General features: G+C 71.3%; 13 protein-coding genes. 3 read left to right on the forward strand and 10 right to left on the reverse strand.

All coding sequences use genetic code 11. The features are described 5' to 3' along the window. Window positions 1-51 precede the first annotated feature (51 nt). From Q9R47_RS02610 to Q9R47_RS02625, 4 genes are all read right to left on the reverse strand, one after another. The gene (locus tag Q9R47_RS02610) at window positions 52-1,194 is read right to left on the reverse strand and encodes a 3-deoxy-7-phosphoheptulonate synthase (RefSeq protein ID WP_311231648.1); all 1,143 of its coding nucleotides are present in this window, start codon (window positions 1,192-1,194) and stop codon (window positions 52-54) included. 83 nt (window positions 1,195-1,277) lie between these two features. Further along, window positions 1,278-1,832: a C40 family peptidase gene (locus tag Q9R47_RS02615; RefSeq protein ID WP_311231649.1), complete on the reverse strand. Its 555-nt coding sequence runs from the start codon at window positions 1,830-1,832 to the stop codon at window positions 1,278-1,280. A gap of 69 nt (window positions 1,833-1,901) precedes the next feature. Beyond that, window positions 1,902-3,620 carry a 2-isopropylmalate synthase gene (gene leuA / locus Q9R47_RS02620; RefSeq protein WP_311231898.1) on the reverse strand — a complete coding sequence of 573 codons (1,719 nt, stop codon included), beginning with the start codon at window positions 3,618-3,620 and terminating at the stop codon, window positions 1,902-1,904. Between the two features lie 310 nt (window positions 3,621-3,930). Then, window positions 3,931-4,875, reverse strand: coding sequence for a LysR family transcriptional regulator (locus Q9R47_RS02625; protein ID WP_311231650.1), 945 nt, complete (start codon window positions 4,873-4,875; stop codon window positions 3,931-3,933). A gap of 120 nt (window positions 4,876-4,995) precedes the next feature. On the opposite strand from Q9R47_RS02625, the gene Q9R47_RS02630 reads away from it, so the two are divergent. Together Q9R47_RS02630 and Q9R47_RS02635 are read left to right on the forward strand one after the other, a co-directional pair. Next, window positions 4,996-5,406 carry a nuclear transport factor 2 family protein gene (locus tag Q9R47_RS02630; protein WP_311231651.1) on the forward strand — a complete coding sequence of 137 codons (411 nt, stop codon included), beginning with the start codon at window positions 4,996-4,998 and terminating at the stop codon, window positions 5,404-5,406. A 227-nt stretch (window positions 5,407-5,633) separates the two neighbouring features. Continuing rightward, on the forward strand, window positions 5,634-6,953 hold the full coding sequence (locus Q9R47_RS02635; RefSeq protein ID WP_311231652.1) for an aminotransferase class I/II-fold pyridoxal phosphate-dependent enzyme: 1,320 nt from the start codon (window positions 5,634-5,636) through the stop codon (window positions 6,951-6,953). 72 nt (window positions 6,954-7,025) lie between these two features. Here Q9R47_RS02635 and Q9R47_RS02640 read toward each other — a convergent pair whose 3' ends face one another. From Q9R47_RS02640 to dinG, 4 genes are all read right to left on the reverse strand, one after another. Next, window positions 7,026-7,682 carry a 3'-5' exonuclease gene (locus tag Q9R47_RS02640; protein ID WP_311231653.1) on the reverse strand — a complete coding sequence of 219 codons (657 nt, stop codon included), beginning with the start codon at window positions 7,680-7,682 and terminating at the stop codon, window positions 7,026-7,028. Between the two features lie 33 nt (window positions 7,683-7,715). Next, window positions 7,716-7,925 carry a hypothetical protein gene (locus tag Q9R47_RS02645; RefSeq protein ID WP_311231654.1) on the reverse strand — a complete coding sequence of 70 codons (210 nt, stop codon included), beginning with the start codon at window positions 7,923-7,925 and terminating at the stop codon, window positions 7,716-7,718. 77 nt (window positions 7,926-8,002) lie between these two features. After that, window positions 8,003-8,500: a pyridoxamine 5'-phosphate oxidase family protein gene (locus tag Q9R47_RS02650; RefSeq protein WP_311231655.1), complete on the reverse strand. Its 498-nt coding sequence runs from the start codon at window positions 8,498-8,500 to the stop codon at window positions 8,003-8,005. A 171-nt stretch (window positions 8,501-8,671) separates the two neighbouring features. Next, the gene (dinG, locus tag Q9R47_RS02655; RefSeq protein WP_311231656.1) at window positions 8,672-10,906 is read right to left on the reverse strand and encodes an ATP-dependent DNA helicase DinG; all 2,235 of its coding nucleotides are present in this window, start codon (window positions 10,904-10,906) and stop codon (window positions 8,672-8,674) included. A gap of 253 nt (window positions 10,907-11,159) precedes the next feature. On the opposite strand from dinG, the gene Q9R47_RS02660 reads away from it, so the two are divergent. Next, entirely contained in the window at window positions 11,160-11,465 is a 306-nt protein-coding gene (locus Q9R47_RS02660; protein WP_311231657.1) for a hypothetical protein, read from the forward strand. Here Q9R47_RS02660 and Q9R47_RS02665 read toward each other — a convergent pair whose 3' ends face one another. Then, entirely contained in the window at window positions 11,466-12,908 is a 1,443-nt protein-coding gene (locus tag Q9R47_RS02665; protein WP_311231658.1) for a homoserine dehydrogenase, read from the reverse strand. Window positions 12,909-13,208: 300 nt separating this feature from the next. Further along, window positions 13,209-13,646, reverse strand: a complete 438-nt coding sequence (locus Q9R47_RS02670; protein ID WP_311231659.1) for an OsmC family protein — start codon at window positions 13,644-13,646, stop codon at window positions 13,209-13,211. Window positions 13,647-13,741: the final 95 nt, after the last annotated feature.

The following is a 13,741-nucleotide window of genomic DNA, read 5'->3' on the forward strand; positions in this document are numbered from 1 at the left end:
CTGCAGGGCGGAATCCGTGCAGAAAACAACAGCCCGGCGGGCGATGACAGCTCAACCGTGGTGGCGCCGCGCACGTACTGCCGCGGCCAGCCCCTCCAGCACCGGCACCGTCTGCGCGAGGCTGATGCAGGCATCCGTCACCGACACCCCGCGCTGCAGCGGCTGGCTGGCGACGATGTCCTGGCGGCCCTCTTCGAGGTGGCTTTCGATCATCAGCCCGGTGATCCGCGCATCGCCCGCCGCGATCTGCGCCGCCACGTCGGCCGCCACGTCGATCTGGCGGCGGTGCTGCTTGCTGCTGTTGGCATGCGAAACGTCGATCATCACCTGCTCGCGCAGTCCGGCGCCGCGCAGCAGCGCGCAGGCCGCGTCCACGTCGGCCGCCGCGTAGTTGGGCTGCCGGCCGCCGCGCAGGATCACGTGGCAGTCGCGGTTGCCGCGCGTCTCGAAGATCGCCGCCTGTCCCATCTTCGTCATGCCCATGAAGGCATGGGGCGCCTGGGCCGCGAGGATGGCGTCCGAGGCCACCTTCACGCCGCCGTCGGTGCCGTTCTTGAATCCCACGGGGCAGGAAAGGCCGCTGGCCAGCTGGCGGTGGCTCTGGCTCTCGGTGGTGCGCGCGCCGATCGCGCCCCAGCTGACCAGGTCGCTGATGAACTGCGGCGAGAGCAGATCGAGGAATTCCGTGCCCACGGGCAGGCCGAGCGCGAGCACGTCCAGCAGCAGCGCCCGCGCCATTTCCAGTCCTTCGTTGATGGCGAAGCTGCCGTCCAGGTGCGGGTCGTTGATGTAGCCCTTCCAGCCCACGGTGGTGCGGGGCTTCTCGAAATACACCCGCATCACCACGAGCAGGTCGGCCGCCAGCCGGTCGGCATGCTCCTTGAGCGCTCTGGCGTATTCCATCGCCTGGCCGTGGTCGTGGATAGAGCACGGCCCCACCACCACCACGAGCCGGTCGTCCTCGCCGTGCAGCACGCGCGAGAGCGCGGCGCGGCTCGATTCCACCAGCGCCTGCGCGCTGTCGGGGGCGGGCAGCCACTCCTGCAGCAGTGCCGGAGTGATCAGCGGCCGCACGGCCTTAATGCGCGTGTCGTCGATGCGCGTGGTGTCGTGGGTACCGGGCTGCGGCGCGGTGCGGTGGACGTGCGAAGCGGAAGCGACGCCGGCAGCGTCCTGGGAAATGGTGGGGTTCATGGGCGGCGATTGTCGCGCGCCCGAAAAAAAAAGCCTTGCGCCAGGTCGCACCGATCCGCCGGTGCCGGCCGGCGGAGGCCCGCTCACGGCCTGCGGAACGCGATCGGCTGGCGGGACCAGTAGCCCGAACTGAAGCGGTCCAGCTTCACCGTGCCGCCCGTGGAGGGCGCATGCACGAAGCGGCCGCCTTCCACCACGATGCCCGCATGCGTCGGCCGGCCGGAGCCGAAGATCACCAGGTCGCCGGTGCGCTCGTCGCCCGCCTCCACCGGGGCGCCGAAATCGCTCAGTTGCGCCACGGTGCGTGGCGGCGGAATCCCCGCGAGGCTGCGGTACACATAGCCGATCAGGCCGCTGCAGTCGAACCCGCCCTCGGGCGTGTTGCCGCCGTAGCGGTACGGCGTGCCGACCAGGCCCATCGCATGGATCGCGATGTCGCTCGATTGCTCGGGCGTGAGGCGCGAATACGAATAAGCGGGCGCCCCGCCGCGCCGGCCGCGGGAGGGCGACGTACCGCAGGCCGGCAGCAGCAGCACGGCCGCCACCGATGCCGCGGCGAGCACGGTGCGGCGGGAAGAAAGGCCCGCCGCGGCGGCGTCACCACGGGCACTGCGGGCAGGGGGAGACTCGGTCTGCATGGCGCCGCAGATTAACGCAGGTGCGGAAACCGGCGGCGTTCACCGGATTTCCGCGGGGCGCTTCGAACCTCAGGCCGTGGCCGGAGCCGCCTGCGCCGTGTCGGCCTTCGTGCCGCGCCGTGCGATCAGCCGGTTGGCCACCGCCACCACGGCCTGCACCGACGCGCTCACGATGCTGTGGTCCAGGCCGACCCCGAAGGTGGCGCCCGGCACGCCCTCGAGCGCGGCCTCCACGATCGCGAGCGCCTGGGCGCCCGCCCCCGCCCCGGTGGCGCGCTCCTCGTAGTGGTCCACGCGCAGCGGCAGGCCGATCGCGTCCACCGTGGCATCGATCGGACCGTTGCCCCGGCCCTGCAGCGTCTGGCGCACGCCGTCGATCGTCACGTCGAGCGCGATGCCCTGCCCGTCTTCCTCCAGCCGCTGGCCGTGCAGCGTGAGCGTGCCGGGGGCCGCGCCGCCCGGGGCCCGGCCGTGGGCCGGCCCGATGTAGTGCTGCTCGAAGAGGCTCCAGAGCGCGCCGCCGTCCATCTCGCCTTCGCTCGTGTCGGTCGCGCGCTGCACCACGGCGCTGAATTCCACCTGCAGGCGGCGCGGCATCACCACGCCGCGCTCGCGCTCCAGCAGGAAGGCGATGCCGCCCTTGCCCGACTGGCTGTTCACGCGGATCACGCTGTCGTAGGTGCGGCCGAGGTCGGCCGGATCGATCGGGAGGTAGGGCACTTCCCAGAGGCCCGCCGGGTCCTGCGCGGCGAAGCCCTTCTTGATCGCGTCCTGGTGCGAGCCCGAGAACGCGGTGAAGACGAGGTCGCCCGCATAGGGGTGGCGCGGATGCACCGGCAGCGAGGTGCATTCCTCGGCCACGCGCGCCACGTGCGTGATGTCGGAGAAGTCGAGGTTCGGGTGCACGCCCTGCGTGTACATGTTGAGCGCGAGCGTCACGATGTCCACGTTGCCGCAGCGCTCGCCGTTGCCGAAGAGGCACCCTTCCACGCGGTCGGCGCCGGCCATCATCGCCAGCTCGGCCGCGGCCACGCCCGTGCCGCGGTCGTTGTGCGGATGCACCGACAGCACGATGTGCTCGCGCGGCGCGAGCCGGCGGTGCATCCACTCGATCTGGTCGGCGAACACGTTGGGCGTGGCGTTCTCCACCGTGGTCGGCAGGTTGATGATGATCGGCCGGCCCGGGCCGGCGCCCCATGTCGCGATCGCCGTCTGGCAGGCGCGCAGCGACACCTCGGGCTCGGTGGCGCTGAACGTCTCGGGCGAATACTGCAGCGTCCAGGCCGTGGCGGGCTGCGCGTCGGTGAGGCGCTTGAGCAGCGATACGTGGTGTTCGATGAATTCCATCACCTGCGACACGTTCATGCCGAACACGATGCGCCGCCAGGCCGGCGCCGTGGCGTTGTAGAGGTGCACGATGGCGCGCGGCGCGCCCTGCACGGCCTGCACCGTGCGCTCGATCAGGTCCTCGCGCGACTGGGTCATGACCATGATGGTCACGTCGTCGGGAATGCGGTTTTCCTCGATGAGGCGGCGCACGAAATCGAAATCCGTCTGCGACGCGGCGGGGAAGCCCACCTCGATCTCCTTGAAGCCGATGCGCACGAGTTCCTCGAAGAGGCGCATCTTGCGCTCGCCGTTCATCGGCTCGAAGAGCGCCTGGTTGCCATCGCGCAGATCGGTGGAAAGCCAGATCGGCGCCTGCGTGATGCTGCGCGTGGGCCACGTGCGGTCGGGCAGGGACACGGTGGCGGTGGGTTGGTACTTGGTGGCGGGCTTGGAAATCATCATGACGGGCTCCACGAAACTGAAAAGAAGGGAAGAAAACCGGTGCGACATTCCCTGCAGCCCTCCACATGCGTGGAGGCTGGTTCGTGGGCCGGGGTCAGGGGAAGGTCGGTGTTGCGCGGGCTGGTGGCACGGGTGCCGGATCAGCGGGCAACAGGGATGGCGAACGCAGGCAGACCCCGGCCAGGCACTAGGCCTAGAGCTAGGGTGGATAGGATGCGGCTGCGTTGCATGGTGTGCGAGATCGAGCATTCATGCTAGCACAGGCGGCGCGCCGCGGTAAAGCCCGTGCGATGGCCCCCGAGACCGGTCAGCCGGCGCGCGCTCCCGGCGGGCCCTGCCCTCGCGGCATGCCGGAGGCGTCCGGTGGCCCGCTGCCCAGCGCCTGCAGCTGCCGCCGCAGGGCGGGCGCCAGCTTCGATCGCCGGCGCGCCGGCTCGAACAGCCACACGTCGTAGAGCGGCAGGGATTCCTGGAGTGCCAGCGGCATCAGCGTGCGGGCGTCCGCGCCGAGCAGCGCCGGATGCGGCACCACGGCCAGCAGATCGGATTGCGCCGCCAGCCGCAGCATGCTGGCGAAATCCGGGCAGTGCACGGCCACGCGGGGTGGCGGCATGCGGCGCACGCGGTGGGCTTCCGCCAGCACGTCCACCGGCCCGCTGGCACTGGGATCCACGCGCGCCCAGGCCGCGCCGCGCAGTGCGTCCAGCGACCGGGCGCCGGCCAGCGGATGGCCGCGCCGTGCCACCACCTGCGGGCGGAGCGCGTACAGCCGCTCCTGCACGACACCGTGGTGCGCGAAGCCGCGGGGGCGCGGCGCGATGGCGCAATCGAGCGTGCCTTCCAGAAGATCCGCCAGCAGGCGTCCCTCGTCGGCGCACACCATCTCCAGCGTGCGGCGGGGACGGCCCTCGCACCAGCCGGCATACAGCAGCGGGCCGCATACCAGCGCCGCCGACGGCGTCACGCCCACCCGCAGCACCCGGGGGTTGCCGGCGCCTGCCTCCGCCGCGCCGGGAACCAGGGCGTCGAGCCCTTCGGCCAGCGGGCGCGACCCGGCGGCCAGCCGCAGCGCCAGCGCCGTGGGCACGCGGCGGCGGCCGTCCCGCACCAGCAGCGGCGCGTCGAACCGGGCCTGCAGCACGCGCATGCCGTGGCTCACGGCCGGCTGCGACACGCCGCAGGCACGGGCCGCGGCGGCGAACGAGCCGTGCTCGATGACCGCGCGAAGGTAGGCGAGGTGGGGCAGATACATCGATGCCGTTTATATATCCCGCGCCACGGCGCTTGCGGGCGCAGCGGCGGGCGGTGATGCTGCGGGGCGCGTTCCTTCCCTATTTTTTCCTGCTGTTTCTTTGTTCCGGAAGACCTTGCCATGACCTATCCACAGCTCGCCACCGTGAAAAGCTACCTCGCCTGCCTGCATGCGGGCGACACCGAAGGCCTGATCGCCTGCTTCGACAGCGAGGGCCAGGTGCATTCGCCGTTCCTCGGAACGATGCGGGCCCGGGAGTTCTTCCAGAAGCTCGCCCAGGCCTCGGCCGCGAGCGTGATCACGCCGATCGACCTCATGGTCTCCGCCGAACCGGCCGCGGATACCGTGCGCGTGGCCGCGTATTTCCGGTACGACTGGACGCTCGCCGACGGGCGGATCGTGCATTTCACCTGCGTGGACGTGTTCCGGTTCGCCGCGGGCAGCGCCCGGATCCAGGAAATGCACATCGTCTACGACACGCACCCCCTGCGCGAACAGGTGGGCGACAAATACGCGCCCGACGCCCCTTGAGCGCCCTCCAGGCACGCCAGAGCGCGGCGGTGCCGACGGGACCGCTTTCTTTTTTTCCTCACTCCGCTCCGACTTTTTCGGGGCTTTTTTTCGCCTTTTCGCTGCTCAAACCCCGTTTTTCCGCCCTTTCCCCGGATTCCCCCGCTTCCATGTATTCCACTTTCAAGCCGGAACTGAACAATGTTTTCACACAATGGAGTTTTGTACTAATACATTAAAATGAATGTATGAAGACATTGCATTTCGGTGGATCGTCCGCGGCCGAGATAGCGGACAGCATCGAAACCCATCTGCGCTCCGGGGCCCTGTCGTGCGGCGATGCGCTGCCGGCCGTGCGTGCGCTGGCGTCCCGGCTGGACGTCAATCCGAACACCGTGGCCGCCGCCTACGCACGCCTGCGCGACGCCGGCCGGCTGGTGACCGATGGCCGCCGCGGCACCCGCGTGGCTCCGGCGCGACCGCCCGTGGCCGATGCCACGGCGGTGGTCCTCCCCCATGGCCTGCGCGATCTCGCGGGCGGTGACGGAGACCGCTCCCTGCTGCCGCGGCCCCCGTCCACCGGCTGGCCTGGACTGCCTGCCGATGCCGGCTACGGCGGGCCCGCCGAGGCGCCGCTCTGGCAGGCGACGGCCCGCGACTGGCTGGAAAGCCAGGGCCTGCCCGCCGAGGCCACGGGCGTGTTCTCGGGAACGCTCGATGCCGTGGAGCGCGCACTGCGCCACCATGCCCGGCCGGGCGACAGGGTCGCGGTCGAAGACCCATGCTGGCCTCCGATGGCCGCGCTGCTGCATGCGCTGCGGCTCAAGGCCGTGCCGCTGCCGGTGGATGCGCAGGGCGTGCAGATCCCCGCCGCCGAATGCCTGGACGGTTGCAGCGCGCTGGTGCTCACGCCGCGTGCGCACCACCCCACCGGCTGTGCGCTGTCGGAGGCGCGGTGGAAGGCGTTGCGCCGCCTGCTGCAAAGCCGCCCGCACCTGCTGTGCATCCTCGACGACTACTGGGGCCCGCTCAGCCAGGAACCGCTGGCGCCGGGTGCCGGTCTGCCGCCGCTCTGGCTCTACGTGGTGTCCGTGGGCAAGTTCCTCGGGCCGGACCTGCGCGTGGCGCTCGCCGCCGGCACGCCCGCGCTCATCGACGCCATGCGCGCGCAGCAGGCCGTCGGTGCGCGCTGGGTGAGCCGGCTGCTGCAGACGCTCGCGGCCCGGCTCTGGCAGGAAGCACGGCGATCGGGCCAGCTCGCGCACGCCACCCAGGCGTATGCGCGGCGGCGGCAGGCGCTGGAGTTCGCGCTCCGTTCGCGGCCGGATGCCCAGGTGCCCACGGGCGGCGAAGGGCTGCACCTGTGGATACCCGTGCATGACGAGAACGCCGTGCTGTCCGCGCTCGCGGCCCGCGGCTGGGCGGCCCAGGCGGGGGCGCCGTTCCGCATCGCCAGCGCCCCGGCCGTGCGCATCAGCCTCGGGGATCTCACGGGTGCGGAAGTCGGCCCGCTGGCGCGGGATCTGGCGGAGGCCCTGGCGCCGGTGCCGTCACGGCCGGTGTTCTGAACCCGAAGGATTTGGGCCAGCGGCGGGTTTCGGGTGGAGTCTTGAAAGCGGCGTAGAAACCGCCTCAGCGGGCTACACGGGCAGTGGAACGGGTGATGGGGAAAGCAGGTCGTCCCCCGCCGCATACCGCGCCAGCATCTTGCCGAGCCCCTTGCGCGCGCAGCGCTGCAGTGCCGTCAGCATGGCGTGGTCAGGATCGGCGATGCCATGGCGGGTGCGCAGATCGTGCTGCATGCGGGAGAGCAGCGCAGCGGCCATCTCCGCGTCGGCGAGTGCGCGGTGGGCGCGCTCGGCACGCGGCAGGCCCAGGTGCGTGACGATGCGCCCGAGCTGGTGGCTGGTCGCCTCCGGATACAGGCGGCGCGACAGCAGCACGGTGCAGGCGAACGCGTGCGGTGCCGGAACATCCGCCAGCGCCAGTTCCGCGGCCCAGAAGCGGCTGTCGAACGAGGCGTTGTGCGCCACCATGGGCGCATCGCCCACGAAGCGCGCCGCGTCGCGCATCACGCTCTCGGCCGGCGGCGCCGTTTCCAGCATGGCCGGCGTGATGCCCGTGAGCTGCACGATGAAGGGCGGAAGCCAGGCCCCGGTCTTCATGAGGCTCTGGAACTTGTCCACAGGGCGGCCGTCCTCCAGCAGCACGATCGCGACCTCGGTGGCCCGCGCGCCCTGGGCGGGCGTCATGCCGGTGGTTTCGAAATCGATGACGGCGATGCGGGGAGAAGGCATGGGGCGATTGTCGCCCCTTCTCCCATGGAACGCTCAGCCCGCGCCGCGGCCACCGCCGCCGGTGGAGGGGCCGCCGCCGCCCTGGCGGGATTGCACCTGGTTGCTGCTGCCCACGTGCGCATCGCGGTCGTGGCGGCTCTGCGGCGTGCGCTGGCCTTCGTTGCGCTGCGTGGGTTCCTGGTGGCCTTGCTGGTTGTGGTCGTTCTCGACCTTGCCCGTGCCGGGCTGCTGCTTGTCGGACATGGCGTTGTCTCCTTCCAGAAGTTGCAGAAAGTGCGACGGCAGCGCGCAGTGCGCCGCCGCTGCGGTCAGGTCGGGCCTCAGGACAGCGAGAGTTCCTTGTGCTCGCCCATGTTCGGCGGGTTGCCGGTGACGGCCGCCTTGGCCATCTTGAAGAGCTGGGTCATCTTGCTTTCCTTCACGTCCCAGTACTCGGCGTGCTGGATGCGGACCACGAGCAGCGCCAGGTTGGGATCGTCGATGCCCTTGGGGAACCAGGCCTTGGCCGCGGGCGACCACAGGGCCTCCTTGCGGGCCTTGTCCTCGATGAAGCCGGCGGTGCCCGAGAGCGACACGTAGCTGTCCTTCTCGGGGTTGGCGTAGGTGACGTTCGTCTGCGCGTCGGCCTTCAGCCGCTGGGCGAGTTCGCCGTCGTGCGGGATGAAGAAGTACAGCTCCGATTGCTCGTCGATGTCCTTGTTCTGCGTCGTCAGCGGATGCGCGTGCAGCTGGCCGGTGGCCGAGCGGTGCGTGAGCATGCCGAAACGGATGTCCTTGATCAGCTTCCAGAGCGTGGTCTGGGGGGAATCCTGGGTCATGGGAGAGCCTCCGGTGGGTGCGTTGCCGGGTGCGTCGGCCCCGGTGCGAAAGCCCACTGTAGGCCGCTCGCGGTCGGGCCTGGGTCGGCCCTGCCCCCGCCTGTCTGTCGGGTCCGTCCGACAGCGCATCGCCCGGTGCAGGCCGCGCTGCAGTGCGGCCGGCCTGTCTGCCTAGCCTGCGGTGCGCCGCTCGAGCGTGAACGGCGGCAGGCCCTTGAGCAGCCGCTGCCCGTAGGCCGTGCGCACCAGGCGCTTGTCGTAGCAGTACACGTGGGCGCGGTCTTCCTCGGTGCGGATGGCGCGGCCCACCCACTGCGCGAGCCGGATGGCCGTGGCCGGCACGACGAGTTCGCTGAACGGATCGCGCCCGGCGCCGCGCAGCCATTCGGCGCGTGCCTCGCCCACCGGGTCGTCGGGCGGCGCGAACGGCAGCTTGGTGATGAAGAGCGATTCGCAGAGCGCGCCCGGCAGGTCCAGGCCCTCGCCGAACGACTGCATGCCGAAGATGATCGACGGCTCGCCCGCCGCCACGCGCTCGCGGTGCCGCGCGAGCAGCTGGGCGCGCGGCATCTGCGTCTGCACCAGCACGGTGCCGCGCATCGCGGTGGGCAGCGCGTCCACGGCCTGCCGCATCTGGTCGCGCGAGGTGAACAGCACCAGCGCCCCCGCCTCGACCATCGCCAGATCGCTCAAGAGCGCATCCACCATCTCGGCCGTGTAGTCGGCGGCCTGGCGCGGATCGGCCTGGGTTTCCGACGCGATGAGCGTGCCCTGCAGCGCATAGTCGAACGGGCTGGGCACCTCCAGCGCGGTCACGGCCTCGTCGCCATGCAGCCCGGCCTCGCGCAGGAAGAAATCGAACTGGCCGCAGCTCGTGAGCGTGGCCGAGGTGAGCACCGCGCCGCGCACGGCCGACCAGAGGTGATTGCGCAGCGTATTGCCCGGCAGCACCGGGCTCGCATGCGCCTTGACGACGATGAAATCGCCATCCACCGCCAGCGTGAACCATTTGGCCGCGGGCACCGCACCCTCGGGCGCATCCTGCAGCAGCAGCTGGGCGGTGTCGTGCACGCCCTCCAGCCGCGGAGCGAGCGCGCCGATCTGCGCGTACAGCGTGGAGAGGCGCCGCGCCTCGTCGGGCTTGTCGCGCATCTCGGTGCGCAGGGCCTTGGCGATCGCGCGCAGCGCGTCCAGAAACCCAGCCGCATGGTGCGCCACCTGGCCGAAGGGTTCCACCAGCGCCTCGGGCAGCGCGCCGCCGGCCACGCGCGCCCGGGTGGGCATGGCGTTGGCCGTGGCCTGCGGGCGTGTTGTGGAGCCCGCGGTGGCCGGACGCGCGCCGCCCCAGGCGGGCCGGGGCGAACGCAGTTCGCTGCCGTACACGTCCATCACGATGCGCGCGGCGTCCTGCAGCGCCGTGCGCAGGCGGGCGGAATGGTTGGGGATGTCGGCCACCTCCTCCACTTCCATCAACGTGCCGATGCGCAGCGCGCGGCTCGCGAGCTTGTCGATCCAGGTCAGCCGGCTCAGGTCGGCCTCGCAGGCGAACTGGTCGAGCGCGGTGGAAGGCAGGTGGTGCGCCTCGTCGATCACCAGCAGGCAGTTGTCCAGCTCGGGCAGCAGCCGCGCGCCGAGCGAGGACAGCAGCAGATCGTGGTTCGCCACGATCACCTGCGCGGCCACCAGCGCCTTGCGGCGGTCGTAATACGTGCACTGGCTGAAGGCCGGGCAGTGCTTGCCGGTGCAGGAGCTGGCCTCGGCCGCCACGGGGCTCCACACCTCGGGTTCGGGCGGCGATTCGAGCGTGTCGCGGTCGCCGTCCCAGGCCCCGCGCGCAAGCACGTCGGCCATGGTGGCGTAGAACTTCATGCGCGCCTCGGTCTCGTGGCGCGGTCGGGCGGCGCGCGCGGCGGCCTCTTCCTCGGCGAAGAGATCGTCCTCCGGCGCTTCGTCACCCGCCTCGCCGGTGCCGGCCAGGCGTTCGAGCTTGAGCTTGCACACGTAGCGCCCGCGTCCCTTGGCGAGCGCGAACTGGAACGGCTGCGGCATGCGGGCGGCGAGCGCGGGCAGGTCCTTCTGCACCAATTGCTCCTGCAGCGCCACCGTGGCGGTGGAGATCAGCACGCGCGTGCCGCGCGCGAGCGCCATGGCGATCGCCGGCACGCTGTACGCGAGCGACTTGCCCACGCCCGTGCCGGCCTGCACCACCGCGATCGAGCGCGCGGGCGGGGGCGATGCGCTGTCGCCGTCCTCGGCCTCCACCTTGCCAAGCTGCGCCCGCGCGAACGTGTGCGCCACCTGCTCGGCCATGCGCCGCTGCCCGCCGCGGCTGCGGAACCCCTCGGTGGCCTGCACCACCGCATCGAAAGACTGCAGGGCCTGCGCGGCCCACTCCTGTTGAGACATACAGTGGTAGTGTGACATGGATGGGCGGCGCGGCGCCAGTGCGGCGGCGCAACCAGCCAGCCTAGCTCCTGAATCGATAGCTGCAAAGACAGCAGCAGTGCAGCCGCAGGCATGAAGCTCGGCAGGAATGCAGCCGTCCCCTCCAGAGCGCGGCCACCTACAGACGTCCGCAGGAGGGCTGCCTAGCATGGGATGCATGCCATCGGCCGCTCCGCGGCGATGCACCACGAGCACACAGAGACAGGAGTTCCCCATGGCCCAGCAAGATCCCCGCCCCAACGACCGCCCGCCCACCGACCCCACGGCATCGGCGCCCATCCCCGAGCGCGTCGAGCGCCGCGTGGACACGACGCAGGACCATCCCGCGCCCGACGCCGAGCAGAACGACCTCAACAGCCCCGAAGGCCGCCTGCCCCACGAGCGCGACCAGTCCGTGGCCATGACCGACGGCAAGCCCAACGCCGAGATGAAGCAGGCGCACGACGACCTGGAGCGCGGCCTGAAGGACACCGACCGCGGCGGTCCGGCGCACGAGGCGTACCAGAAGCAGAAGCGCTGATCAGTCCAGCAGCTCCACACGCAGGTGCGAGGCAGGCGCGGCGCATCCTGCCAGGCCGGCGGCAGCCGCCGCCACCGCGCGCACGGCGCCGTCCCGCGCGGGCCGCGTGAGCGCCAGCAGTTGCGGTGCAGCCGCTTCGCTGGCGACACAGGGCGGTTGCCAGACCTCCAGCCGCTCCACGCCGGCCCCGGCCTGCGCCAGGGCACCCGCCAGTGCGGCCAGCGCAGCACCCGCGCCGCCTTCCCCTGCCGGTGAACCCGCAGGCAGCCGCAGCGGAACGCGCAGAAAATGCCGCGTCACCACCTCGTCCATCGCCACCACGGGCCGCTCCACCAGCGTATCCACGGGCCGGCCCAGCGGCAGCACCGCGCAGCGCACCGGCCCACCCGCCTGCGCCACCGTCTGGCGCGCCACGTCGATGAGGTCCGCCACCACGGCCGAAGCCGTCGGCCCGGCGCCGGCCCCCGCGCCGCAATGCAGCAGGGTGCCCTGCGCATCGCCGTGTACCAGCACCGCGTTCATCGCACCCTCCACCTGGGCGACCAACTGCGTTGCCGGCACCAGGGCCGGATGCACGCGCAGCTCCACCGCTTCGCCCTGCCGCCGCGCGATGCCCAGCAGCTTCACCGCATAGCCCCAGTGCGCCGCGGCCGCCACGTCCAGCGCGTCCAGCCCGCGGATGCCCTCCACGTGCGCCCGGTCAAAACCCACCGGCGTGCCGAAGGCATTCGCCGCGAGCAGCGCCGTCTTGTGCGCGGCATCGATGCCGTCCACGTCGAACGTGGGATCGGCCTCTGCATAGCCCAGCGCCTGTGCCTCCGCCAGCGCATCGCCGAAGGCCAGCCCTGCGGCGCGCATGCGGCTCAGGATGTAGTTGCTCGTGCCGTTGACGATGCCCGCCAGCCATTCCACCCGGTTCGCCGCCGCGCCCTCGCGCAGCGCCTTCACGATGGGGATGCCGCCGGCCACCGCCGCCTCGTAGGCCAGCGGCACGCCGCGCGCCTCGGCCTGGGCGAACAGCGCATTGCCGTGCACCGCCAGCAGCGCCTTGTTGGCCGTCACCACCGGCTTGCCGTGGGCGATGGCGGCGGCCACCCAGCCGCGCGCCGCGCCGATGCCGCCCGCCACTTCCACCAGCACGTCCACGTCGGGGTGGGTGGCCACGCGCATCGGGTCGTCGGTCAGATCCACCGAGGCCGCGCCATCGCCCAGCACGCGCGCGGCACGCTCCAGGTCCCGCGCCGCCACGGCCACGACCCGGATGCCCCGCCCGGCGCGCGCGGCGATGTCCGCCTGGTTGCGCGCCAGCAGCTCCCATGTGCCCCGGCCCACCGTGCCGATGCCGATCATGCCCACGCGCAGGGGACGGAGGGCACCGCTGACGGAAGGCGCGGTGGTGCCGGCGGTGGCGGGAACGGGCCGCCATTGGGGGTCGTTGAACATCGCGTCACTCTCTTTCTTGCTGCCGAACGATGGGCCCGCAGGCCCGGAAAAACAAAAAACCCGGCGGTCGGGCCGGGTTCGTTCGGGGAGAAGGAATGACACCAGGCGACCGTCGGGACGGCCACCCAGCACGCAGGCTAGGCAGCCGCGGTGGTAATGGTGATCATCGTCATTCGCGCGCAGGCGGCGACGTGCCGCGCCGGGAGGGCGCAGGGCAGAAGGCCGGGGGTGCGTGCGAACGACATGGCGGCCAGTGTACCGGAACGCGGCGGTGGCCGGGTCAATGCTTTTCCGGGGCGGTCAGCCGACGAGCTGCGCGTCGAGCGTGATCTCGGGCACGGACGCGAGCGCCTTCGACAGCGGGCAGTTCGCCTTGGCATCGGCCGCGATCTGCTGGAACTTCGCATCGTCGATGCCCGGCACCTTGGCCTTCAGCGTGAGCGCGATGCGGTCGATCTTGAAGCCCTCGCCTTCCTTGGCCAGGCGCACCTTGGCGGTCGTGTCGAGCGTTTCGGTGGAAATGCCGGCCTTCTCGCAGGCGAAGGCGAATGCCATCGTGAAGCAGGCCGCGTGCGCGGCACCCACGATTTCCTCGGGATTGGTGCCCGTGCGGTCGTCGCCGAAGCGGCTGCCGAAGCCGTAGGGGTAGCTTTTGAGCGCGCCGGTTTCGGTGCTGATCTGGCCCTGGCCGGACTTGCCGGCGCCTTGCCAATGGACGGATGCGGTTTTCTCGGACATGCGGACTCCTTTTGCGGTGGGGTGGAAACAGCCCCCGATCACAGCATGGCCCGCGCCCGGGACGCGTGGGTGCAGGGAGCGCCCACGGCCCCGTT

This window comes from Acidovorax sp. PRC11 (assembly GCF_031844105.1).
In the GTDB taxonomy this organism is placed as follows: domain Bacteria; phylum Pseudomonadota; class Gammaproteobacteria; order Burkholderiales; family Burkholderiaceae_C; genus Paracidovorax.